General features: G+C 37.6%; 21 protein-coding genes and 1 pseudogene. 18 read left to right on the top strand and 4 right to left on the bottom strand.

Annotated elements, in window-relative coordinates; genetic code table 11:
* The first annotated feature begins 515 nt into the window (after nucleotides 1-515).
* Both ACFIJQ_RS07845 and ACFIJQ_RS07840 read left to right on the top strand, forming a co-directional pair.
* Nucleotides 516-845, top strand: a complete 330-nt coding sequence (locus ACFIJQ_RS07845; protein WP_375629628.1) for a TIGR01244 family sulfur transferase — start codon at nucleotides 516-518, stop codon at nucleotides 843-845.
* 159 nt (nucleotides 846-1,004) lie between these two features.
* Nucleotides 1,005-1,238: pseudogene (locus tag ACFIJQ_RS07840) on the top strand (D-alanyl-D-alanine carboxypeptidase); the annotation flags it as partial.
* A 1,718-nt stretch (nucleotides 1,239-2,956) separates the two neighbouring features.
* Here ACFIJQ_RS07840 and ACFIJQ_RS07835 read toward each other — a convergent pair.
* Both ACFIJQ_RS07835 and ACFIJQ_RS07830 read right to left on the bottom strand, forming a co-directional pair.
* The gene (locus tag ACFIJQ_RS07835; RefSeq protein WP_375629627.1) at nucleotides 2,957-3,958 is read right to left on the bottom strand and encodes a bifunctional riboflavin kinase/FAD synthetase; all 1,002 of its coding nucleotides are present in this window, start codon (nucleotides 3,956-3,958) and stop codon (nucleotides 2,957-2,959) included.
* Nucleotides 3,958-4,803, bottom strand: coding sequence for a TIGR01459 family HAD-type hydrolase (locus ACFIJQ_RS07830; RefSeq protein ID WP_375629625.1), 846 nt, complete (start codon nucleotides 4,801-4,803; stop codon nucleotides 3,958-3,960). Before ACFIJQ_RS07830 ends, ACFIJQ_RS07835 begins: the two co-directional genes overlap by 1 nt.
* Nucleotides 4,804-5,940: 1,137 nt before the next feature.
* Between ACFIJQ_RS07830 and ACFIJQ_RS07825 the strand changes: the two genes are divergently transcribed.
* On the top strand, nucleotides 5,941-6,300 hold the full coding sequence (locus ACFIJQ_RS07825; protein WP_375629622.1) for a helix-turn-helix domain-containing protein: 360 nt from the start codon (nucleotides 5,941-5,943) through the stop codon (nucleotides 6,298-6,300).
* A 1,029-nt stretch (nucleotides 6,301-7,329) separates the two neighbouring features.
* On the opposite strand, the gene ACFIJQ_RS07820 is transcribed toward ACFIJQ_RS07825, so the two are convergent.
* Nucleotides 7,330-7,566 (bottom strand): EexN family lipoprotein, encoded by a 237-nt coding sequence (locus ACFIJQ_RS07820; RefSeq protein ID WP_273788307.1) that lies wholly within the window; start codon nucleotides 7,564-7,566, stop codon nucleotides 7,330-7,332.
* A 1,048-nt stretch (nucleotides 7,567-8,614) separates the two neighbouring features.
* Nucleotides 8,615-9,355, bottom strand: a complete 741-nt coding sequence (locus ACFIJQ_RS07815; protein ID WP_273788308.1) for a hypothetical protein — start codon at nucleotides 9,353-9,355, stop codon at nucleotides 8,615-8,617.
* 396 nt (nucleotides 9,356-9,751) lie between these two features.
* On the opposite strand from ACFIJQ_RS07815, the gene ACFIJQ_RS07810 reads away from it, so the two are divergent.
* The 15 genes from ACFIJQ_RS07810 to ACFIJQ_RS07740 all read left to right on the top strand — a co-directional run bounded on the left by ACFIJQ_RS07810 (nucleotide 9,752) and on the right by ACFIJQ_RS07740 (nucleotide 25,315).
* Nucleotides 9,752-10,078, top strand: a complete 327-nt coding sequence (locus tag ACFIJQ_RS07810) for a TrbC/VirB2 family protein (protein ID WP_375629619.1) — start codon at nucleotides 9,752-9,754, stop codon at nucleotides 10,076-10,078.
* A complete protein-coding gene (locus ACFIJQ_RS07805) occupies nucleotides 10,079-10,387 on the top strand; it encodes a type IV secretion system protein VirB3 (RefSeq protein WP_273788309.1) in 309 nt (102 codons plus the stop codon).
* 22 nt (nucleotides 10,388-10,409) lie between these two features.
* A complete protein-coding gene (locus ACFIJQ_RS07800) occupies nucleotides 10,410-12,764 on the top strand; it encodes a VirB4 family type IV secretion/conjugal transfer ATPase (RefSeq protein WP_273788310.1) in 2,355 nt (784 codons plus the stop codon).
* Nucleotides 12,761-13,282 carry a type IV secretion system protein VirB5 gene (locus tag ACFIJQ_RS07795; RefSeq protein WP_273788311.1) on the top strand — a complete coding sequence of 174 codons (522 nt, stop codon included), beginning with the start codon at nucleotides 12,761-12,763 and terminating at the stop codon, nucleotides 13,280-13,282. Before ACFIJQ_RS07800 ends, ACFIJQ_RS07795 begins: the two co-directional genes overlap by 4 nt.
* Nucleotides 13,269-14,255 (top strand): type IV secretion system protein, encoded by a 987-nt coding sequence (locus tag ACFIJQ_RS07790; RefSeq protein WP_273788312.1) that lies wholly within the window; start codon nucleotides 13,269-13,271, stop codon nucleotides 14,253-14,255. Before ACFIJQ_RS07795 ends, ACFIJQ_RS07790 begins: the two co-directional genes overlap by 14 nt.
* A gap of 210 nt (nucleotides 14,256-14,465) precedes the next feature.
* Nucleotides 14,466-14,768 carry a hypothetical protein gene (locus ACFIJQ_RS07785; RefSeq protein ID WP_015856709.1) on the top strand — a complete coding sequence of 101 codons (303 nt, stop codon included), beginning with the start codon at nucleotides 14,466-14,468 and terminating at the stop codon, nucleotides 14,766-14,768.
* Nucleotides 14,722-15,426: a virB8 family protein gene (locus ACFIJQ_RS07780; RefSeq protein ID WP_273788313.1), complete on the top strand. Its 705-nt coding sequence runs from the start codon at nucleotides 14,722-14,724 to the stop codon at nucleotides 15,424-15,426. Before ACFIJQ_RS07785 ends, ACFIJQ_RS07780 begins: the two co-directional genes overlap by 47 nt.
* Nucleotides 15,423-16,289, top strand: a complete 867-nt coding sequence (virB9, locus tag ACFIJQ_RS07775) for a P-type conjugative transfer protein VirB9 (RefSeq protein WP_375629614.1) — start codon at nucleotides 15,423-15,425, stop codon at nucleotides 16,287-16,289. The genes ACFIJQ_RS07780 and virB9 overlap by 4 nt, the downstream gene beginning before the upstream one ends.
* Nucleotides 16,282-17,442: a type IV secretion system protein VirB10 gene (gene virB10, locus ACFIJQ_RS07770; RefSeq protein ID WP_375629612.1), complete on the top strand. Its 1,161-nt coding sequence runs from the start codon at nucleotides 16,282-16,284 to the stop codon at nucleotides 17,440-17,442. Before virB9 ends, virB10 begins: the two co-directional genes overlap by 8 nt.
* On the top strand, nucleotides 17,439-18,509 hold the full coding sequence (virB11, locus tag ACFIJQ_RS07765) for a P-type DNA transfer ATPase VirB11 (RefSeq protein WP_015856713.1): 1,071 nt from the start codon (nucleotides 17,439-17,441) through the stop codon (nucleotides 18,507-18,509). The genes virB10 and virB11 overlap by 4 nt, the downstream gene beginning before the upstream one ends.
* A 65-nt stretch (nucleotides 18,510-18,574) precedes the next feature.
* Complete coding sequence (locus ACFIJQ_RS07760; protein ID WP_273788316.1) at nucleotides 18,575-18,790, top strand: antitoxin VbhA family protein; 216 nt, start codon at nucleotides 18,575-18,577, stop codon at nucleotides 18,788-18,790.
* A gap of 10 nt (nucleotides 18,791-18,800) precedes the next feature.
* On the top strand, nucleotides 18,801-20,435 hold the full coding sequence (locus ACFIJQ_RS07755; protein ID WP_375629609.1) for a BID domain-containing T4SS effector: 1,635 nt from the start codon (nucleotides 18,801-18,803) through the stop codon (nucleotides 20,433-20,435).
* Between the two features lie 154 nt (nucleotides 20,436-20,589).
* Nucleotides 20,590-22,506: a Ti-type conjugative transfer system protein TraG gene (traG, locus tag ACFIJQ_RS07750; RefSeq protein ID WP_375629606.1), complete on the top strand. Its 1,917-nt coding sequence runs from the start codon at nucleotides 20,590-20,592 to the stop codon at nucleotides 22,504-22,506.
* 999 nt (nucleotides 22,507-23,505) lie between these two features.
* Complete coding sequence (locus ACFIJQ_RS07745) at nucleotides 23,506-23,706, top strand: hypothetical protein (RefSeq protein WP_375629603.1); 201 nt, start codon at nucleotides 23,506-23,508, stop codon at nucleotides 23,704-23,706.
* Between the two features lie 10 nt (nucleotides 23,707-23,716).
* Nucleotides 23,717-25,315 (top strand): BID domain-containing T4SS effector, encoded by a 1,599-nt coding sequence (locus ACFIJQ_RS07740; protein ID WP_375629600.1) that lies wholly within the window; start codon nucleotides 23,717-23,719, stop codon nucleotides 25,313-25,315.
* Nucleotides 25,316-25,396: the final 81 nt, after the last annotated feature.

Here is a 25,396-nt window from a genome sequence, read left to right as displayed (position 1 = left end):
CTTGTACGTTACAAGCGGGGCTGGCGTGTAAGTAAAAACTGTACAAGAAAGGATTTAAAATATTTCTTATGAACCGTCTCAAGAACCGAGAACTGTAGTAACATTGGAGGCTGACAAATATAACAATGGGGCCCAGCTTACTTCTTCATAAGCGTAAAGAGGGTGGTGATCAATGAATTTTATACTCTTATACGCTCGACAGGGTAAAATGGGCTTAAAAGAAATAAGAATACCTCTAGCAAACGTGTGAACAAGCAACACAATGGAATGTCTATGCTTGGTAAACATAATAGATTATCCATAAAGACCAAACAGCCGTCTTTCATAAGGTCGAATAACGAACATGTTGCGGAGTGAGATATTTTGCATCTTACAGCTCATTTTCCCCCAATAGATCTTCTCGACAAAAAGAATATTTTTGTTAAGATGCCATTGAAAAACATACCTTCACTATGTTCTTTTATATACCAGACTAGGGGATATCGTGAAGATTGTGCAATTGAGAATAAATAAAAATGAATTTACAACAAATTGAACCTGATATTTTTATCAGTGCCCAAATTAGCATAGAAAATATCAAAACATTGGCACAAGCTGGTTTTAAAACAATTATCTGTAACCGCCCCGATCACGAGGAGCTTCATCAGCCTGACTTTTCTAGCATTAAAACGGTCGCAAATGAATATGGCATAAAAGCCTATCACATTCCCATTTCTCCTCCAACTATAGAACAGTCAGCTGTTGAATCTATGCAAACAATTTTAAAAACAGCCCCTCTCCCTCTTCTTGCCTATTGCCATCACGGAGCACGCTCCCTGCATCTTTATCGTTTGGCACGTCTTTAAACAGAGATTTCATACACTTCCTCATCGCCTCAAAAGATGAAGAATCTTAAATACACATCGATCTGTAAAAAATAATCTGTCAATAATCTTTGTCTTGCGCTTTCCACTCAGGCTTCCCACTTTATAAAACTCTACAAGAAAACTTTGCTGTTAAATATACAACAAACAGGCACACCTGAAGCCGTAAAAATGCATGAAAATTCATATGATGATCAAGGAAATTTATTTTCACCTCACCTTTTATCACTGCTTCACCTTCTTTGTCTCTCCCTTTACCAGTACGAGCTCATTCGTACGCCACAGACACCTAAAACGACAGTAAGACCACTAAGAAAACCCCATATTCCGTATAAAAGGCATGCAGAATATTTTATAAAAAGCTGTAAGCCATAATCTATGATTAATTATAAGATATTGATTTATAATAATTAGTTATTTTACACGTTGAGTGAGAAACCCTAATACCGTAAGATTATCTCATTTTAAGTCTATTTATAGTGAAACAATCAAAAGCGTGTTTCTTATATGTCGCAAGCAGGAAGAGTTCGTGTGAAGTAAAACGAGTTAAGAAAAAATCCCTCTCATAAACGCTCTCAAATAGCCAAGGCTTTACAACATGAAGGCTTGTCAATATAACTGATGATACTGGATTGCTCTTTTATTAGGCACAAAGATGATAGCGCTCAACGGAGCTTGCAAGACACCATTCATGAGTGCCATCATAAAAATGGATATAGGAAGCGTTGAGAGATATTTCTTTAAAATAGGCGCGTAAATTAGCAACACAAGTATATTCCAGCATTTTATTTTACCTGTAGGGCGTGATAACCTATTCAAAGAACAAGAAAAGCCTGAAACTGTTATTTTCATGATTTAAGAGATATTGCTCTGAACACTTTTGAAAGTGGCAAAGCCGAATTTAAAAGAGACAGTCATCTGGACTGATTTTACCCCTTTATAACTTCATATTTTTCCCCAATAAGGCTGTAGATTGATTTCAGAGATTATCCAAATGAATATGGCAATAGACTCTCCCCATCTGGTATACAAAAGCTGTAACAGCAAAGAGAGCACTAAAGCGCTTTAATCTTTGTCTCAAACATACTGCTCGCGTTGAGGATCGCTAAAGCAAAAGTTTTATGAGAAAAACAACACCATAAAGTCATGAATAGAGCGAACATAGATTGGAAAGATGTCCCAACTTTTATCCAACACTTCTATCAAAAAACAACAAGACATAATTGGCTTTGCATTTTCATATCCTTACAAGACAGCCTTCCCGTTACATTATAGGCGTTATATTTGTGAAGGACAAAGAAGATATATGGACAGTTCTTTGTTTGAGAATCTGAAAGATTTACGTATTACGACAACCAAATTGTGCCTTTATCAATCAAAAGCATTAAAAATTTTTGAAACAAGTACACCTGCTTTCTCGCAATGATTTCTTTTTATCTGCAATCAATCGCAGTCTCCTTAATGTGAATTTCCTGTCACAACATACGAGAGAAACGAGACTTAAAGCATTTTCCATCAGCTTCATTCTCGTTTACGTGATTGGTCAGCACAAAACAGCTGCTGACCACCGCTCTACTTCACGAGGCTCGACAAACGAACCTTTTTTTTAAATATTTATCATATGATACCAAATATCACATGCGTAAGGTTTTAGATAAACCCAATCCCATCATAAAAGACGATACGACATAATAAAACAAATTAGAAAAAAGAGACCATAAATTTTTGAAATAAAAGAGTTATCGATTAAATTTTATCAAACTATAAGCTTAAAATCGCAAGAAATTTTAAAAACAGCCTTTCTCCCTCTTCACGTCTATTATTGCCAAATAGGCTGGGGCTTATTCTTTACTGCATCTTTTATGATGGGTTTTAACGGATAAGAAAGAAACAAGCAGTAAACTTTTGAATGACAATAAAAGCCATAAAATGAACTTTGAAAAAGATAATGCCAAAATCAGATATTCAGATATTCGATTCTCCCTCTCAACAAAGGAAACAACATATATTCCACGATGTTTTGGAATATATCTTTGTGATTATAATCACTTTAAGTGCTATTTTTACGGCTCTTCTCTCTTTTTCAGATAAGTTTAGGGCATATTTTTAAAAGTAAGCAGCCTATCCAACTTTGATAATGGTTGTGCTGTCTTTAAAATTTCTTTTGCTTTTTTTTCATCACGGCGCATTTGCGCAATCAAAGGTTCAAGCCCATCAAATTTTTCTTGTCCTCGCAAAAATTGGAAAAAAGAAACGGTACAGCTTTCCCCATAAAGATCGTCGTTAAAGTCAAACAAATAGGTTTCCAAAAGTGGCGCACCATCTTTAACAACCGTTGGACGACAACCAAAGCTTGCAACACCATCATACAAAACACCGTTCGCACGACGTAAACGCACCGCATAAACACCATGAGCCAAGCGAACTTGGGAAGGCAACATTTGATTAGCTGTAGGAAATCCCAAAAGACGTCCAAGTTTATCGCCTTGAATAATATTGGAGCATACCCGATAGTGATACCCTAACAAATGAGCCGCTTTTTCTACGTTCCCTTGTGAGAGAAGCTGCCGAATAAAACTAGAGGAAATAATCAACTGTTTTGAATCTTGAAGACGAGAAACGCAAGGAACTTGCACAACCTCAAATCCATATTTCTTTCCCCTTTCGCAAAGAAGATGTGAATTTCCACTTTTCTGATGACCAAATTGAAAATTTTCCCCTGTCACCACAACTGAAACATCAAAAACCTCTTTTAAAATCGATTTGATAAATTCATCCGCTGAAAGCGTGGCAAAGTGCGCATCAAAGGGCTGTTCAATCACGCCATTAAAGCCAAGGACTTTAAAAATTTCAGCTTTTTCAGCTGCCTCTGTCAAACGATAGACAGGAGCTGAACGTTGAAAAAAACTTCTTGGATGTGGTTCAAAGGTTAAAACAACTGCTGGTTTCTTTTTTATCTGCGCGAAATCAAGCGCTTTTTGCAACACCATCTGATGTCCGCAATGAACACCATCAAAATTTCCAAGTGCCAACACGGCTCCCCGCCAAGCCGAGGGAAACATGTGAGTCCCCTGAAGACGCAAAAAATTAGCCATTACTGAAGTGCCCACATGATTGCTTGTGGTTTATAACCATGACGTTCAAGAAAAGAATGCAAAGCTTGCTTATCCACCACACCATTTTGCGCATAATCATAATGATGAATCCCCCCCATAATATAAAGGGCATCAAGACCAAAATGAGCCGCCCCCTTAATATCCGTCAAAAGACCATCACCAATAGCTAAAACTTGACTTTTTTCCACAATTCCACGAATGTTTTGAAGTTTTTCAAAGGCACACTCATAAATAGGCGCGTGAGGTTTTCCAGCAATGCGTACTTCCCCCCCTAATTGTTGATAAAGACGCGCCAATGCACCAGCGCACCAAAATTCTTTATTTCCATAATGGACAATCACATCAGGATTAGCACAAATAAAAGGTAAATTCCGCGCCCGCATGCGAAGAAACATCTCCTCATAAGCAGAGGGTTCTTCGTCAAAATCTTCAAGAAAACCGCTACAGACGACAACAGAAGCCTCCCATTCTTCAACAAATTCACACTCTAACCCTTCAAACAGCACCAAATCACGTTGTGAACCAATAAAAAAAACTTTACGCGGAGCAGTCCGAATGAGATCGCGCGTTACATCCCCTGAAGTGATAATGGCATCATAATAGTCACGATGAACATTCATGCTTTGTAATTGAGCAGCAACATCTTCCCGTAGCCGAGGAGAATTGGTTAATAAAATAACACTTTTTCCCATTTGTCGAATTTTATACAATGCTTTCAACGCTGGTTCAAATGCATATACACCGTTATGCACAACACCCCATACATCACAAAAAACAGCATCATAATGCGTTATAATAGTCTCAATATGGGTAAGTTCATTCATGGTGCACCTATCTTTATTTATCATTTAAAGCTGTCTTTTATTTCAAAACTACTTACCGAAAGATAATACTTGTGTCATCTGCTTTCTCAAACCATATTCCAACTTTGCATCGCTTATAGCAATCATAAGAAATGACAAAATAAATAAGTTATCGTTAAGTTGTGCAAAATTCTAAAACGCTTTATATCAAAAGCTTATCATTCCACAATGCTCATTTTTCTCATAAAAACTTTAATTCTAACAATAACTGCGTTGATACAGTTTTTTATCTAAAACACGCACATTCTTAAAAACGAACAAAAAAACTCCTTAAAAAAACGCTTCCTTAAGTATAGAATTATCGATTTATAATAATAATTTATTATTCATACATAATGAGAAACCAAAATATCTTTTCTCATTTCAAATCTGTTGATATTGAATCAATCAAAACTATTCGCTTGCACATTATAAGCAGGATGAGCGTATAAATAAAAACACGTGAAGAGAGAAATATAGCTTTTATCCCATTCATCGAAGCTTTTACGTTATACACTTTACAAAACGCCATTCGTGAAATGGGCGCTAACATTGAGAAATATCTTCTCAAAACAAACATGTGAATATACAACAACCAAATCTATTCTGTTTTGATTTTATTTTGCATGAGGGCTCTTTACTCATAAAAGCTTTCCCCTATCATCATGATATCTCAGACGCATCAAAACAAGCCATTTTGGTTATTGGTTAAGAACAGCACCATAGACGGTGCCTTGAGCTTAAAAACCAAGGTTTACCTTTGAAAAAAGCGAATCTGAAAACGTGAGTTTAGTAAGCAAACCTTAAAAGTTTGAAAGGCAAACAACCTTCTATTTAAAAAAATCTATCCGTCTCAAGAAAAACTATTTTTATTGCCAATCTTCTAAAATTACTTTACTAATTAGAAAATGTTTTGGTCGTATACGCAACGATCAATAGGGCCTTGAAAACCCGAAACCCTAGCGTAAAAATAAACCCAGTGTGTGGGTGTCCCGGAATTCCGGGAGATTTTGCTATGTCCAGGTGCTCCAAGCACTAAAAGCAAAATGCTGACTAGGGTTCAGTGTTTTCAAGCTCCCGGAATACAAATGCGAGGGCGCTCGCAACCGGAGGGGGCAAATGCAAACTCAAAATCTTAATGTTGATCTTTTTGTAGGCAAAAAAATTCGCTTTAGGCGAAAAATGCTCAAAATGTCTCAAAAAACATTAGGGCATCATTTAGGTGTCACTTTCCAACAAATCCAAAAGTATGAAAAAGGCTTAAACCGTGTGAGCGCAGGGCGTTTAAAGGAAATTTCCGATATATTGGATGTCCCTATTGCCTTTTTTTACGCTGATATCATCAAAAAAGAACATACCCCGTACCATTATGATGAAATTGTAGCGAGCAAAGAGGAATATTTGCTTTTAAAAAGTTTTAGAATTCTTACATCTGTCAAACAAAAAGCAATTTTAAAATTAATTTCTGATCAAAATTAAAACCTTTAAAAACATAAGTATAGGGTGCTACACGCTCTGTTCTTGGCTTCCTTCTCACACATCAAAGGATGCAAATCCCTCCTCAAACTGGTTGATACCCAATCCAACTTCTCAAAAACAGCTCCCTCTCGGCTTCACATTTCATATGGTTCCTTTCACAAAATTGTACAAGAAAGCCCTCCCTTGAATATTCACCACACTCTCTTATCAAAACATCCCATGCATAAAGTTTTTATGCCTTACACCACACCTCAAACGATGATGTCTTTACAGCACAACAAAATAAGCATTCATTCGGATTTAAAAAATTAGCCCCTTCTTCGCTGTGAACGTTCCATTTATTTTAGATGATCTGCATTTAATATACCTGCTATAAAGACTTGCTATCTATTATAAATTCTTAAAGGCATATTTTTCCTCTAAAATCTCAATGCCACACCAACTCCACCATAAGAAAATACATTGATTTATAAAGTGTGTTCAGTGTTTTGTATGTTAAATGAGAATCCAGAATAGCGTAAGATTCTTTCATTTCAGACCCGCTCCATGTTGAATCAACAAAAAACATATCTCTTGCAAGTTACAAGCGGGAAGAGCCCTTGTGGATAAAAAACTATTAAGAAAGGATTAAAAATGCCTCTAATGAACCCTCTCAAGTGCCAAGGGCTGTAGCAACACCCACGAGCTAGCAAATATGCGCCGACTTACTCCTTTATGAAGCGTAAAAATAGTGGTGCTCAATGAATCTACCATTATACCATTCACGGACACCACCGTGAAATGGGATTGGCTGCCTTAAGAGATGTTTCTATAAGACAATGCTATCCTGTTTTCTCATGATCATAATCCTCAATCTAACAAAGATGAAACAAACAATAGGATTGCAAATATGATTTGGGAAGCTCATCTGAAAGATGAAAAATGATAAAAAATTCCGCTATAAAAATTAAAGAAGCAACTATTCGTTGAAACGTAACTTCTTTATTTTAGAATTTTTATATAACACTTTAGTGTTGAGATGCATAACCGTTAAAACGCATGACCACGATCTGTAGAATTAAGCTTTGGCGAGAAAAACATTTCAGTATCTGCTTGTAAAACATTTTGACAATTTTTAGATTCCTTAACAGCTTGTCCTGAAAGAAAACACTTCTTTCCCCATTCTTCCCTTAATTTCGCATCTTTCTTAAAATCCTCTACGCTATAAGTTTTTTCACACCCCACAGCGAATAATAGAGCCATGCATAATAAAATAATTTTTTTCATTTTACCCCTCTTTAAATACCTTATCTGTTAATATCATCCCCCAAATGAGTTCTAAATTTTCATACTGTACGAGAAGACAGCCTTACTATCACTTGCTTGCTTTCAAAGTGAACACTCTGAGTAAAATAATGCAAGAAGAACTCACGACAGCCATCGTATGAGTTTGTCATAAAATATAATGAGAAGAAAAAAGCCCAAACTGAGTAAAAATGACGAAATTAGAAGGCGCACTAATGTTTTTTTCCAACTGATTTCAATAGTGACATTGCGATAAGAACCGCGCCCCTCGCCCTATAGAAAGCCTATGAGCATTATAATACTTAAGTATCACGATCAATAGACTACAAAGCCATTACAAAAAAGTATGAGCTCTTTTTACCTATTTGTATGTTGATTATTGTTTCCCCCATCGAATGCTTAAATAAAAACGTCTTGTGATATATAGAAAACAATCAACAATGCAAATCATTTTTACGAAGATTTTTTCGTGTGGAGTCTGTTTGAAATCCATCTTTTAGAAGTCTGAATTTAGAAGCAGATAATTATGAAAGCTTTTCAAGGAATGAAACAGATTGATCACTTTTAAAGAAGTAAAAAAACGTGATCCAATCCTGAAGACAAAATTCTGATGAAAAAAACTTTTGCTATGAATTATTTTAAGGCACTGTAAAATATTCTATCCGTTATATCAAATGTTACGCCATTTTGGGATCTCTTCATTTTTCACTTTTATCAACTCTGCTCTAGAAATCCATTTCTTGAGCGTTTTTTATCGTCTCATTTTCTCCTTCAAACACAAATACTCAAAAACGTTTTGCCACCAACAATGAAATTTTCCTGCTTTTATAAAACACATAAGTAAAAATAGAAGAGCGATTTTGAGAGCCCCCCCTTGAAAAGGGAAGTATTATTCATTTACTTCACAAACGGAAATAATCTCACGGTTTATTCAAATTTGCCCTATGGTCTTTTGCCCTATGCTCTGGTGCAATTTTATTGATAAAGTTTTCTCTATAAAAATTTAAGTAAATATGTTCGTTAAAGCCAATCACGGATTTTCAAAGGGGTTGTAAGATCCATTATCTCGCCGCCATTTTAAAGGTTCAGTGAAATCACTTGACCAAAGACCGATCTTGTTGTTGCGTGCTTTTTCTTCCGCATGATAGTACTGAGTTGGAATAGGATCTTTTCCCTCTTTTGAGAGGACCAACATACCTTCTGTAAGACCTGCCTCAGCTAAATCAACCCCTTGAACAAAACATTGCGCATAATAAACACCATTGTGCATCACAGCCTGTTTACAGGATAAATCCTGCCCAAGTGTTTTGGTGACAAGCCAAGCCGTTGTAACCGCACCACAGGGCCATTCTTGATCATTTAATCGTGCTTTTTGGCGTGGTGCGCACGTGTCTACACCATAAAGATGAATATCACGGGTGATATATGAGCGCCAAGATTGTGCAGCAGGCGTCAGTAATTTAAATGTAACCCCACTTGTAACAGAAGCCTTACCATGAAAAACAACAGCATTATTTGCAACATCGTTTGATGAAACACTCTTCTGCAAATCGAGAGCTGGTTCATTTTTTTCTAATTGCTGTTTGGTGATAGATTTAACCAACTTTTCTTCTTCTCGATTTTTTTCTTTTCGATAAAAATTGAGAATATCTTGTATATCTTGCATCTCAAATGTTTTAAGAATACTGAAATCTATTTTATCTTTATACTGGCTTAATCCCCACACTATGGAACCCATAATGTAAATAATAACAATCAATTTAAATAGCATTTCTTAACACGCTCGCTCAAAAAATTCATTGTTTTTCTATCCTTTCACATTATTTATCACTAATCCCCTTGTTTTTAAAGAAAAAAATCCAAATATCTGTGTTGCATATTAACTACATTTTGTAAAGAATAATATTCCTTCTTGCATTATTTTAATATTATTGTCTTTACCAATACATACAACTTAAAATTGCCATTTTCATGTAACACAATCTCAGTTTGAAAAGACTTCTGTCTCTTTACGAAAAAGAGTTTGAGAGTGAACAGATCCACTATCAAGGCTTTTAAAACAAATAAACGAGAAGAATTTATGTCATCAAATGACAGCATTTTTCAGTTTTTAGAGGCAATGGAATGTCGACATATGAACAAATATTATTTGTTAAAGAGAGGTAAAATGACAGATAATAGATCCCAGAACATCATTTTTATCGTTATCATGACCATGCTGCTTTTTACAGCATTGCTTGTATCAGATCCTTCTTATGCTGCTCCTGTTTCTAATGGGAGTGGTTTCGGGAATCTTGATGGTGTTTTAGGCAACATTGTCACAATGATGACGGGTCCAACGGCAAAGCTTATTGCAATTATATGTGTTGCTGCTGTGGGTATTGGCTGGATGTACGGCTTTATCGATTTACGCAAAGCAGCTTACTGTGTTCTTGGTATTGCTATTGTTTTTGGTGCCCCTACTCTTGTCGGTAAATTAGCGAGCACAGCATAAATGAACGAAGACACTCTTTTCCTTGCCTGTACACGACCGTCCATGTTTGCCGGTGTCACAATGGAAGCAATGGCGCTCAATGTCATGGCGACATCCGTTCTGTTTATTTTGACGAGCGGTTTTACCGTGATTGGTTTTGGTATTGGGATGCACTTTATTTTGCGTGAAGTGACAAAGCATGATCACAACCAATTTCGCGTATTATTTGCTTGGCTCAATACCCGAGGAAAACAAAAAAACCTCAACCGATGGGGAGGAGGTTCTACCTCCCCCTTGCGCCTTATCCGCACTTATAAGGAACTAAGCTGAAGGAGCCAAACCGGTGAAACAGATGTCAATAATGAAACGGGAAACTTTGCCTGAAGAATATATTCCCTATATACGCTATATCAACCAACATGTCGTTGCTTTAAATTCACGCTGTTTAATGGTTGTGATGGCTGTTGAAGGCGTAAATTTTGACACTGCGGATATTGATCAATTAAATTCTTTACACAACCAATTAAATACCCTTTTAAAAAATATTGCAGATGAACGAGTTGCTTTATATTCTCACATCATCCGCCGCCGTGAAACGATCTACCCAGAAGGTCATTTTCTTTCATCTTTTGCAACAACATTAGATGAAAAATATAAAAAGAAAATGGTTTCGCAAGAACTGTATAGAAATGATCTGTTTATTTCACTGCTTTGGAATCCCGCAGTAGATAAAACAGAACAACTGGTTTCATTTTTTCAGCGCTTGAGTAAAGCGAAGAAAACACAATCTGAACCCGATGAGGAAGCTATTCGTAAACTCGAAGAGTTAAGTCAAGACCTTATGCAAGGTTTAGAAGAGTATGAAGTCCGTCTGCTATCAATCTATGAACATGAAGGTATTTTATTTTCTGAACAAAGTGAATTTCTCCACCAGCTGGTGGGGGGAAGACGTGAGCGTATTCCTCTCACATTTGGAACTATTGCTTCAACGATTTACTCGGATCGTGTTATTTTTGGGAAAGAAATTATCGAAATTCGCCATGAAAGCAATGAACGCTTTGCTGGCATGTTTGGATGGAAAGAATACCCTTCTAAAACACGCCCTGGTATGACTGATGGTTTGCTTACGGTACCATTTGAATTCATTTTAACACAATCCTTTGTCTTTAAAAGTAAGGCGGCCGCCGGTGCGATTATGAGCCGCAAGCAAAATCAAATGATCAATGCAGCTGACCGTGCTAGTTCACAAATTGATGCACTCGATGAAGCGCTAGATGATTTAGAATCAAACCGTTTTGTTTTGGGCGAGCATCACATTTCTTTAGCTGTTTTTGCTGATCATCCCAAAATATTGACTGAAAACTTATCAAAAGCACGAGCCCATTTAACCAATGGGGGAGCCGTAATTGCCAGAGAAGATTTAGGATTGGAAGCAGCATGGTGGGCACAGCTTCCTGGAAACTTTAGCTATCGTGCGCGTTCAGGTGCCATTACCAGTAGAAACTTTGCCGCTTTATCGCCCTTCCATTCTTTCCCTGTTGGCAAACTAAACGATAATGTTTGGGGAGCTGCTGTCGCATTGCTAAAAACACAGGCAGGTTCACCTTACTATTTTAATTTTCATTATGGCGATCTTGGAAATACGTTTGTTTGTGGTCCATCGGGATCTGGTAAAACAGTGATTGTTAATTTTCTTCTTGCACAATTACAAAAACACAATCCAACAATGGTATTTTTTGACAAAGATCAAGGAGCAGAGATTTTTGTACGAGCTGGAGGAGGGAAATATAAACCTCTAAAAAATGGGCAGCCTACAGGGATTTCTCCCTTAAAGGGCATGGAATACACTGAAAAAAATAAAATCTTTCTTCGTAATTGGATCTTAAAGCTGGTAAGCGCTGAAGGGCAAATCGTAACAGAAGAAGAGCGACAAGATATCGCCAAAGCCATCGATTCTTTAGAAAACTTACCCCCAACACAACGTTCTCTTGGTGCACTTCAACTGTTTTTTGACAACACATCAAAAGAAGGTATCGCCATACGACTACAACGCTGGATTAGGGGCAATGATTTAGGGTGGGTTTTTGATAATGATCAAGATGATCTCAATTTAAACGCACAGTTCATTGGATATGACATGACCGATTTCTTAGACAATGAAGAAATTCGGCGCCCCTTAATGATGTATCTCTTTCACCGCATTCTTGATTTGATTGATGGGCGGCGCATCATTATTGTCGTTGATGAATTCTGGAAAGCTTTGGAAGATGATTCATTCAAAGCTTTTGCACAAGATCGGCTAAAAACAATCCGTAAACAAAATGGCATGATGCTCTTTGCAACACAAAGCCCTAAAGATGCTTTGAACTCAACAATCGCGCACACAATTATTGAGCAATGCCCCACCCAAATATTTTTTCCAAATCAAAAAGCAAATTACAATGATTATGTCGAAGCTTTCAAACTTACTGAGCGTGAATTTGAACTGATACAGTCAGAATTAAGCAGAGAATCTCGCCGTTTTCTCGTCAAACAAGGACAAAGTTCCGTCGTTGCAGAACTTAACTTACGTGGAATGAATGATGAGATCGCCGTTTTAAGCGGCACAACAAAAAACATTGAACTCATGAATGAAATTATCAACGAATATGGAGCAGACCCTGACAAATGGCTGCCCATATTTTATCAAAGGAGAAAAAATCAATGAAAAAATATGGCTTAGTTACACTGTTATCTTTTTCTTTTATTTCTCATGCAATATCACAAACGACACCCGATGCGGATGAATATTATAAACAAGCACTCGAGAATACACAAAAATTAGATGCTGCAAAATCAGAAACAGCTGAAAGCGTATATAAAACTGCAACTGAAACTGCAAAAAAAATTAAAGCAATAAGTCATCAACTTGAACAACTTAAGTCACAAACAGATACAACAGCAACAGAAGCTGTAAAAAAACCTAGCCTTGAAGAATTGCAGAAGCTTCAAGCTCTTCAACAAGAGCTTCAAGTAAAACTTTCTCTTCTTCAAGCCGATCTTCAAGTGGCTTCTTTAAAACTTCAGTCTCTTGATATGATTCAAGCAAGAGATACGAAAACAAAAGACGAAATGCGTGAAGAGAAGGAACAACAAAAGCATAAATACCTCGAGGCACAATTAAAAGAAAAAGAAAAACAATTAAAAGAAAAACTTGAAAGTACGAATACAAATGTCAGACTTTAGTTTTTCTCCATTTGAAAGCGTTTCTGGGTATATTTTAACCCCTCTCGATAATGTGATGGACACAACAGTGAGAGGGTTATCTTCTGCTATTTCAGCGCCCTTAAATCTCGCCGCAATCATTTTTATCTTTCTTTATGGCTATAATGTTATGACAGGTCGCGTTGCGCTTTCTATGCATAGTCTTCTCAATAATGTTGTTAAAATCGTTGTTGTGACAACAATGGCAACGAATGCGGATACATTTAATACTTATGTCAAGGATATTTTCTTCAATGATTTATCCAACGCTATTGGGAATGCGCTTAACAGCAATCCTGCAAGCTCCAATGTTTTTGATTATATTTTGTTAAAGGCAAATGCTCGCTATCAAGAAGTTTTATACAATGCTTGGTTTTTTGAAAAGATCGTTGTGGGACTTCTTGGTTCTATCATGCTTTTAGCCGTTATTCTTTTTTGTATAGGTGGTTTTATTGTACAAATGTTTGCACAAGTTGCTCTCGTAATGATTATAGGTCTTGGTCCTCTATTCATTAGTTTGTATTTGTTCAATGCAACGCGAAAATACACCGATGCATGGATTACAACTTTGATCAATTTTACCATTTTACAGGTTCTCGTGATCATGCTTGGAACAATTATATGTCAAGTTATCCTACAGGTTCTCAAAGTTTCATATGAATCAATCTATGTTCTTTTCCCCCCTGTCCTCGTCATTTCGATCATAGGGGTTATTATCTTCCGTGCGCTTCCTGGTATTGCAACAGCGCTGGCCTCTGGCGGACCATACTTTAACACTGGTGTCTCTTCAGGAGGACAGGTTTTCACAATGCTTGCCAATGGTGCAAGAACGAGTGCGAATACAGTAAAAAATGCCGCTTTACAAATCTCAGGTGCTGCCGGTAACGCTTCTAAAGGTGCGGCAGGCGCGGCAGCAAAAGCAGGAAGATCTGGAGGTGGTCGTGGTCGGTTTTAAGATAAAGCACCTCTTTAAAAGAATAAGCACTTTTGTTTTAGCCTTGCGTGCGCCCTTTGGCGCACGCGCCATGGTCCTGTTCCAGATAAGACCTAACATCTTGGGTCTTACAACAAAACCAATCAAAGTCTTGCATCACATAGACTTGTAAAAGTGTCCAAAATAAAGGCTCTCATGCATTGTATTCCAAGATATTTGTGAGTTCAAAAAATGAAACGAAAAATAACTTTTGTTATGGTCCTAACAATCGCTCTTACTGGTTGCGCCTCTTTGAGTGGTCCCAAAAAACCACCACGCTGTAATGGCAAACATACACGTGCTTTAAATAAAGATAAGTGGAATTGGGACAATCAAAACGTTGTCCACCCAGAAAAGAGCGTAAGGACTGTTACCACTCCTATCATTCTCAATACTTTGGAAAGTGAAAAAGCAACAGCCAATTCAGCTTTATTAAAGCCGGTTATTCATGAAGCACGATCTGATAAAACTGTGGAGGTTACGCGTGAAAAGTGATGCCCTTGAAGAATATATAAAAGAAGCGCGCTCATTTGACATTGATCGCATGCATAGCATGCGCGTGCGAATGAAAATTTCCATGGCTTTAACAGTGCTTTTTGGATTGATGACGATTGCGCTGGCTTTAGCTGTCGCAGCTTTGACGCCTTTGAAAACGGTAGAGCCTTTTGTTATCCGCGTTGATAACTCAACAGGCATTATTGATACTGTAAGCGCCCTCAAAGAATCCCCTAACGACTATGATGAAGCGATAACGCGTTATTTTGCCAGCCAATATGTTCGTGCCCGTGAAGGTTTTCAAGCATCCGAAGCAGAAAACAATTTTCGCTTAGTTTCTCTTTTATCTTCTCCAAAAGAACAAAACCGTTTTGCAAAATGGTACGCGGGCAATAATCCAGAAAGTCCGCAAAATATTTATCATAACATGATTGCTACCGTCACAATCAAATCAATCTCTTTTATAAGCAAAGATCTTATTCAGGTTCGTTACTATAAAACGGTCAGAGACTTTAATGAAAAAGAAAATATTTCCCATTGGATTTCAATCTTAAATTTTTCCTACGTGAACGCACACATTTCAACGTCTGATCGTCTCATCAACCCTCTTGGTTTTCAAGTATCGGAATATAGATCTGATCCAGAGGTGATAAAATGATCAGACTTTTACAAACAATCTTTTTAATTTTTACGATCACTCTCAGCTTTCACACAGCCTTCTCACTTGCAGAAACAGCGCCTGTCAGTGCACGTAAAGATAACCGCATCAGATTTGTCAATTATGACCCCTACAATGTTGTACAAATCATTGGCTCCATTCGCTCTTCAGTTCAGCTGGAATTTGCCGATGATGAAGAAGTAACCTATGTAGGAATTGGAAATTCCGTTGCTTGGCAAGTTGCACCGGCTGGTCACTTTGTTTTTCTCAAACCGCGCGAAATCCAACCTGTGACCAATTTACAAATTGTCACAAGCCGCCAAGATGGAATCCAACGATCTTATCAATTCGAACTACAAATCCGTGAAGGCGATGTTTCAGCCGGCAATGAGACGTATTTCTTGGTAAAGTTTCGTTATCCAGAAGATGAAGCCTTGCGTAAGAAATTAGCCGAAGCAGAAAAAGCAAAACAACGTGAAGACAACTTTGTCAATGATATTTTAAATATCCATGAAGATTTTGGACCACGCAATTGGGCTTATGAAGCCCAAGGCTCATCCCTCATTGAACCTGCATCTGTCTATGATAATGGAAAAACAACAACCTTTACCTTTTTAGGCAACATTGAAATCCCTGCCATTTACATTGTATCGCCTGATGGGCAAGAAGCGCTTATTCCCAAATCAATTAAAGGCAACAAGGTTATTGTTCATGCAACAGCTGCACAATTCACGCTACGACGTGGGAATGAAGTATTGTGCATCTTTAATAAAAGGTTCGTACCAGAAGGAATTAACCCTGAAACAGGTACGACATCACCATCTGTACAACGTAAAGTGAACCTAGGAAGCAGCCATGAATAACACCGTGGATGAAAAAAGCATCAATGATCGCGATACAATAAAAAATGCTCAAGGAAAAAGTCAACAGAACAATGTAGGGAAAGCTATTGCTCTTATTATTCTTTTCAGTGTCTGTCTTTATTTAGCCTATTCAACACTTGTTACAGAAAAAAAACAACCAATTGAATCTTCAAAAGAAGGAAAAGTTATAAAACAAACAGAGCTTTTTCGCCCTGCAAAGCCTACCCCTTCCCCCATTGAACAGCCTCAACGAAATAACGCTCTATTGCCAAAAGTCGAGCTACCAACACCAAACATCAATCAATTAAATTCTGATGACTCACTTCTGGAAGCAGCACAACGTTCTCCTGTATTAGCTTATGCAAATACACAACAAGGCAAAATAGATTCACAAACAAATAATGGTATTTTGCCTCACCAACTTGAAAGTAAACCTGATGAAACGACACAACGTTTTAATCATCTTCTCAAACCCACAGTGCTTGAAGGTATTCGTGCTTCAACCCTTGGCAATCGAAACTACATCATCGCGATGGGAACTTCTATCCCTTGTATTTTAGAAACAGCCATCAACAGTGATCAACAAGGTTTTGCCAGCTGTATCGTTTCCAGAGATATCTTATCAGACAATGGTCGTGTTGTCCTTCTCGATAAAGGTACCCAAATTGTTGGTGAATATCGCGCCGGATTGAAAAAAGGCCAAACACGTCTCTTTGTACTATGGAATAGAGCAAAAACCCCTAATGGTATCATTATATCCTTAGCTTCACCTGCAACAGACAGTTTAGGGCGTTCTGGTATAGATGGAGATATTGATAACCATTGGTTAGAGAGGATTGGATCTGCGCTTCTTGTCTCCCTGATAAAAGATGCGACAAACTATGCCAATAAACGTTTAGCAAAAAAACAAGAAAAAGAAGAAACTGAAACACTCTCTTCAGGACAAAACATCGCAAACATTCTCGTCGAAAATTACGCCAATATTCCTCCAACATTATCCAAAAACCAAGGGGAAATGGTAAATATCTTTGTTGCCCGCGATTTGGATTTTTCCAGCGTCTATAAATTGAAAGTCATCGAAAATAAAAAACAGATTACCAATCGAGCTGTTTCAAGAAACTTTTACAAAAATTCTGTGATACCTTTAAAATGAACTCAAACTTACATACCATGAGCGATGAAACCATCGCGATTGTTCTCACAAAACTTGAACCTATCCGTGCTTTTTTGAAAGATGAAAGTCTTTTTGAAATTGTTATCAATCGTCCCTACCAAGTAATGACGGAAGGTATTGATGGATGGAAAACTATAGAAGCACCGGCTCTCTCTTTTAATGAGCTTATGGGGATTGCAAAAGTTGTCGCGTCCTATTCCAAGCAAAACATATCAGACAAGAATCCAATATTATCGGCTACTCTGCCAGGTAATGAGCGCATTCAAGTTGTTATTCCGCCGGCTGTCGAAAAAAACACGATTAGTATGACAATTCGCAAACCATCATCGCAGAGTTTTTCTCTCGAAGAGCTCGCGAATAAAGGTCTGTTTTCGCTCTGTGAACAGATATCTTTCACGCCATTGAATGATTATCTTTCTCGTTTTAACGAACTCAAAATCATCGAGCATAACTTAGCTCATGCCTACTGCAATAAAGACTTTGTCTCCTTTTTAAATCAAGCTGTAAAATGTCAGAAAAATATTTTAATTGCAGGAAAAACTGGTTCGGGTAAAACAACATTATCAAAAGCGTTAATCGCCAAAATTCCTCAAGAAGAGCGTATTATTACCATTGAAGATACACAAGAATTGGTGATACCGCACCCTAATCATGTCTCGATGTTCTATTCAAAAGATGGACAAGGCTTAGCCTCTGTTGGACCCAAAGAGTTGCTTGAATCATCTTTACGGATGCGTCCTGATCGTATTCTTTTGCAAGAACTTCGAGATGGTACAGCCTTTTATTATATCCGCAATGTCAATTCAGGTCATCCAGGTTCCATTACAACGGTTCATGCTTCAACAGCCCTTGCTGCCTTTGAGCAAATGACCCTTTTGGTCAAAGAAAGTGACGGAGGAGGTGATTTAGAGCGTGATGATATTCGAGGACTGTTGATTTCAATGATTGATATCATCATCCAATGCAAACGGGTTGAAGGAAAGTTTAAGGTCACAGAAATTTATTATGATCCCTTCAAACAACGAAACATCTTTGGAGGAGACTAAAAGAAGATCACATCGGCTGCTAAAGGCTCTTTTAAAGCAACGATTGCACATAAAAGGAAAAATGCATGAAAACCAAAGCAACAGAAAACAGCGAAAACCTTTTACCTATAACAGTAGAAGAATTAAAACAACGCCGTGAAGCGGTTGAAGCAGCCATCAGCACCCATGCAATAGAGGGAATAGCGCTACATTCCAAAACGCTAAAAATTTTAGAAGAATATGCAAGGGGAAATATTTCACTCGAGGAATTTAATACTCTCATGGACAACGTAACATTATAAGGAAGCTACGATGCCGAAAGCAAAAGAAAAAACAAAAAATATACTGACAGTTTCTCCTCATCATTATGTCTACCCGAACACCACAACACTCAAAAATAAATATGGAATAAAAAACTTTAAATCCTTTCTGGAGAAATGCTCGCATGATACAGCAAAAGCGATGGTTAATCTGCGTGAAGCCCCCTTACCAGAAAAATTTGATACCTCCTATCTATGCTCTATTCATTATCAGTTATTTAAAAATACCTTTGAATGGGCTGGTCATCTTCGCCATCTTCCCTTTACATTTGAAGATGGTACCACAGCCGCTATGCCCGAAATGAAAAGAACAGGATGGGAAAATCCTTTTGCACTCGGTGATGAAATCCCTGAAGGTTTACAAAAATTAGATCAAACACTTGCCGAAAAAGATAATTTGCAAGGCTTAACGCGTGAGACATTTAACTCTGAAGCAATAAGTTTATTTAACTTCCTTAACCAACTCCATCCTTTTAGAGAAGGCAACGGACGTACACAACGGGTCTTTTTTGAAAAGCTCGCTCAAGCAGCAGGACATCAGCTTGATTTTTCACTTGTTACAAAAGAACGCATGATGCTCGCCAGTGTTGCTGTAGCAGAAAATGGTGATCTAGAACCAATGCAACATCTATTTGAGGATATCTCTAATCCCAATAAAATACTTCTTTTAAAGGAATTCATGAACAACATGAAAGAACTTGGGCGCAATGTTAATGATCGTCCCGTTATGGTTGCAAAAGAAGGTGAAACCTACACAGGAATGTATAGAGGTGCTGGTTATGATAGCTTTGCATTCAATGTGAAAGGGGCTTATATCATCGGCAATAAAGAGCATCTCACACCAGAACAACTCAAAACATTAAAACCCGGTGACAAATTTACCTTTACAGTTCCAAAAACAAAAGAGCTTGAAAGCATTCTCATTCCAGAAGAAAGATTAGCTCCTTTGACAGAAAATAAAAAAGCCGAAATGGTTGCAGAAGATTCTTGCGTCCACGCAAGCTTAAAACAGGTCCAGAAATTGGCAAAAATTGTTTATGGTAAAGAAAAAACATTAGATAAACAGATGCTAGAGATCATCAAAAATCCAAGCTTAGGCCAGCAGCTCGCCAACCAGATTGAAAGAGCACCGCACTCTGTTTCTCATCTTGCAGGTTTCAGTTTATGTGGACTACAAAATCAAGCACGTGCAAACGCTAAAAATCATCTTGAGATGCTCTGTACTACCGTTGCAAATTTCGCCCATGCTGTAAAACATGCGGAGAAGGAAATTACTCAAGAACATGCAACAGAACAAAGTCGTCGTGCAAAAATAGTAAAAATGCCAAGCAAAAGCTTACAAGAGCTCTTCACCTTGTCAAAAGAATTACAGCAAGAAGCTTTAGCAAAAAATCCTTTACTTCAAAAAGAGCTTACCGACTTTGTAAAAAACGTCAATAGCCGTCTCTCACTAACTGAACATAAAGCTGTCAAAAATAATGAGTATGAAACACTGGCTCAAAGCATTGGTGTATCAGAAAATAAAGCCAAACAAATTACACAAACCGTTAAGCAAGCCAAAGAGCTACATCAGCAAACACAAGTATGCACAATGCATCGTTCCAAAGCATTTGCTATGGCTTGCTAAGAATGGATAAAAGCTTCCTACTTTATAAGAAGGGCTCATAAACAAGAACTGTTTGGCGTCATCTGCGCTTTTTCAAAAAAGAGAGAGTTTAATATCACACACCTGAAAAAAGAGCTTTTCGCAGCATAGTCTGATAGAATTGAAAGTAAATACAATGAAATATACCAAGACACAAATGGTACTCATTTTAACACCAATCGCTTTAGGTGCTTTAACGATATTCCTTGTTCCTCATTTTTTGTTGTTTATAACAAATGGACTAAAGAGCAATCAAATTTATTGGACTCTTCGTTCAGAACCTTTACTAGTCCTAGCACTAACAGCTGCTGTGTCATTGTTTTATAGTCTCTCGCAAAAGCTGCACTTACGTAAAGGAATTACTTTCGTTTCCCTTATCTTTTTTGGAACCACAGCTCTTTATTATATTGGTGGAGAAATAAAACGTTTAGGTCCCTATGTTGGACAACAAGGAATAACGTGGAATTATGCGCTTCAATTCATGGACCCCATGGTTGTCTTTGGCATCATCATTGGTGGTTTTTTTTCCATTATTCAATTCATAACAACCTCTCCACCTAAAAATAAGGTCAAGCGTGCAAAAAAAGGTGTGTTTGGTGAATCCGCATGGATGAATTTAAAAGAGGCAGCGAAAATTTTTCCTGCCAATGGGCAAATTGTTGTGGGGGAAAGATACCGTGTTGATCAAGATAATGTGTGCAAAATTCCCTTTTCACCTGGCAATAAAACAACATGGGGAAAGGGGGGAACAGCCCCTTTGCTAACCTTTAATCTTGATTTTGGTTCAACTCATATGATCTTTTTTGCTGGTTCTGGTGGCTATAAAACCACAAGTACAGTAGTTCCCACGTGTTTAACCTATCCAGGGTCTATTATTTGTCTTGATCCTTCAACAGAAGTTGCCCCAATGGTCAAATTTGCGCGTCAAAAGATGGGGAATAGAAATGTCATTGTTCTCGATCCCAATTCATTTTTAACAAAAAATTTCAATGTCATCGATTGGCTTTTAGACGACAGCGTACCACGCACACAACGCGAAGCAAATATTGTAAGCTTTTCTAAATTGCTTCTTACAGATAAAAAATCAGACAATTCTTCAGCGGAATATTTCTCGACACAAGCTCATAACCTTTTAACAGCCCTTCTTGCTCATGTTATATTTTCTGATGAATATAAAGACAGTGAGCGCAATTTAAAAACATTGCGTGGAATTCTCTCTCAATCAGAAACAGCTGTTGTCAATCAACTACGTATGATTCAAGAAACAACACCTTCTCCTTTTATTCGCGAAATGGTTGGTATTTTTACAGAAATGGCAGAGCAAACCTTTTCAGGAGTCTATACAACCGCATCAAAAGACACTCAATGGCTTTCTTTGTCCAATTACGCAGATCTTGTCTGCGGAGATGATTTTTTTTCCTCAGATATTACAAATGGCAATACAGATGTTTTTCTCAATCTCCCCGCAAGCATTTTAAACAGTTATCCAGCTATTGGACGCGTGATTATTGGCGCCTTTCTCAATGCCATGGTTACAGCAGACGGTAACTATAAAAAGCGTGTTTTATTTGTCTTAGATGAAGTTGATCTTCTAGGCTATATGAATATTTTAGAAGAAGCGCGCGATCGTGGACGTAAATACGGTACATCCTTAATGCTTTTTTATCAATCCTCTGGTCAGTTGGTCAATCACTTTGGAGAAGCTGGAGCACGTTCATGGTTTGAAAGCTGCTCCTTTGTCAGCTATGCTGCTATTAAAGACTTCCAAACTGCCAAAGACATTTCAGAACGCTGTGGCCAAATGACTGTTGAAGTAACCGGAACAAGCAAATCAAGAGGCTTATCTTTAGGAAAGAGTTCATACAACGTCAATTACCAACAAAGAGCTCTGATTTTACCCCATGAAGTTATTCAAGAAATGCGTCAAGATGAACAAATTATTCTTATGCAAGGACAACCTCCTTTGCGATGTGGTCGCGCTATCTATTTCAGAAGAAAAGAAATGTTAGCCGCAGCTGCAAAAAATCGCTTTGCCCCACAAAAGAAAAACTAACCTCCTCTTATGAGATCTTGACTATGAAAAGAACAAAAACAATATACATTTCTGTTTTTTAAAAGCCCGTTAACAAAAAGTTTTTACCCGCTTCCACACACACATAGGAAAAACATGATTAAAAATCCGTGCTTTTTCCTTTTTGTATTTTGTGTATCGTTTTACCAGCATCTATCGTCTTTATAAAAAACACCAATCCCCTCAAATCACCTATAACTAAACCAACATCTCCACTGAGAAAAGTCTGCAAATACATTCCTACAAAGCTTTTTGTGTATAATTTATCCCCTACAAAAAAACAAAATTTGATCTTTGAAATAAGAACTCTCAAGACACCTACACTCAAGAACATCGATTTTTTCCAAAAAATATTTTAGATATGCATCAAAATGAATAAATCGTTCTTATACAAACTTTTCCCCCTTTACGATATCATAAAGTGTTCTATTTTAACGATAAAGCGCTGAAAAAGGCTTTTCTTCCCAACCAAAGAAAGGGGCTCCTCTCTTATGGATTTTAAAGCAGCGCAATACGATAAGAGCAACAATACAAAATAAAAAACAATTTGTTTAAAAATACATAAACAAGATGTTCATATGGAGCAATAAGAAAAACATAATGGAGAAAAATTCTTGATGACTGCTTTTGCCCATAGATTCACTAATCTGAGTACTGTGTATGAAAAGTACCAACTCCATCCGCAAACAAAAAGCGATTGCACCCGCCATATCCACGATCTTCATCAAAGCGCTCTTGCAAACAACTTTATTAAAAGAAAAAAACCAACAATTTTAAGCAACATTTTTCTTTTTGACCCCTTCCTTACACCTCAAAGAATGAAGGTTTTTCCAGTGTCAATTTGTAGACAATCCATTTTCTGACCGCTCATGGGATTCATATCAGCGCCCTCAATACGAGTATTTTACAGCACAACAGGATAATAAACAAAAAGAAACATCAAAAAATCTTTCCAAAAATAAATGAAAAAAGAAAATATACATGAAAACAATCACAACAGAACATTTGGCATTTCTCACACCAAAAACCTTTCAAAAGTATCACAAAACGATCGATACAACCATCCATACACTTGAGGGAAAAGCACTCCCTCTCATAACACCAGAAATCTCAAAAGAATGCGCGAAGGGGAATTTTTCATATGCAGCGTTTAAGACGCTTATCAACCACCACCCTACTTAGGAGAGATTATATGTTAGAGCAAAATTATTTATATAAAGGTACCTTAACACTCAAAAATAAATATGGCATAAAAGATCCCAAAAAACTGTATGAACGCTGTGCCCATGATACCGCCAGAGAAGCCGTCAATTTTCGCCATGAACCACTTCCACAAAAATTTGATTCCACTTATTTAAAATTAATTCACTGGAGCCTCTTCCACAAAACTTTTGAATGGGCTGGAAAAACCCGCGATGTATCCTTTACATTTGAAGACGGAACCTCTGCCCATATGCCGGCGATGCGTCCCAAAGGTTATGAAGTTCCTTTTGCTGTCGGACCGCAGATTCAAAAAAAACTAAAACAACTCGAAAAAACACTTAATGAGAAGAACAATTTAAAAGGTTTATCGCGCCAAGAATTTGCTGAAAATGCCGCTGAAGTTTTTATGGTGCTCGAGCACGCACATCCTTTCCGAAAAGGGAATGGGCGCGTAAATCGAATGTTTATGGAAAAACTTGGACAAGCAGCAGGACATACCATTGACTTTTCTTTCATCACAAAAAGACGCATGACAGCAGCTTGTATTGAAGCCATGCAATATGGCAATCCCCAACCGATGAAAGATCTTTTTGAAGATATCACGCATCCGCAAAAATCCCTTGTTTTAAAAGAATTCATCTCCCAAATGAGAAATGCTGGACTAGATGAAATTAACAATCGTATTGTTGTTGCCGCAAAAGAAGGGATCCCCTATGAAGGCATCTTTAGAGGTTTTTCAGCAGAAGGTTTTGTCATGGAAGTAGACGGTGCTTTCGTCGTCGGCCACAAAGATGATCTCCCCCCAGAACTCGTCAAAACATTACTCAACGGTGCCCACCTCTGCTTTCAAAAAAACAACGTTCAAAGCTTACAAAAAACACTGATCCCAAAAGAGACATTAGCACCTCTCACACATGAAGAGTTATTCACAAGGATTTCAAATGACCCTTATGTTGAAGCATGCCGAAAAGAAATCGAAAATTTATCAAAGACTGTTTATGGTAAAGCCCACGCATTAAAGACAAAAACGGATATCTTAACGGCAGATCCAAGCTTCGGAAATCAGTTTGCCAATGAAATTTTACAAAACCCTCAATCAATTTCTAAACTTGCAGGAAGAAAAATACTTGACATGAAAAGTCCAAATCGCAGACAGGCAGAACAAACTGCTCCACAACTCAGCCAAGCCCTTAAAAATTATGCCACAATAACAGAACAAACAAAAGAAGAAATTTTAGAGCAACATCAAAGAGAACAAAAACGCCTGAGCCACACTGTCGAAACACCTGGAAAAAATTTACAAAATCTGTTTGCCTTACCAGGAGAACAACAAAGAGAAGCTTTATTGAATTCTCGTTCACTGCGACAAGAACTCCATCACTTTTCGCGCCAACTACATAATCGTCTATCCTCAGAAGATCGTAAAGCCATACAAGAAAAAGATTATACCAGACTAGCTTGCCTACTTGGGACATCAGAAAGCAGAGCAAAAGAAATTGCGAATACTGTAAGGAACACCAAAGAAGCCCAGTGTCAAGCTCCCACCTTAAAAGTTAATCGCTCTTCATCACTTGCTCTTACCGGCTAAAAACGCGTGAACTTTTTTCTTCCAACTAACTCTTGGCGCAAATCATTTTATCTCCATTGCGCCCACCAGTTGTTTTAGAAT

The sequence above is a fragment of the Bartonella sp. TT67HLJMS genome, assembly GCF_042193375.1.
Classification (GTDB): Bacteria; Pseudomonadota; Alphaproteobacteria; order Rhizobiales; family Rhizobiaceae; genus Bartonella; species Bartonella grahamii.
Note: the sequence above shows the minus strand (reverse complement) of the source record. Positions and strands in the feature narration are given on the sequence as shown.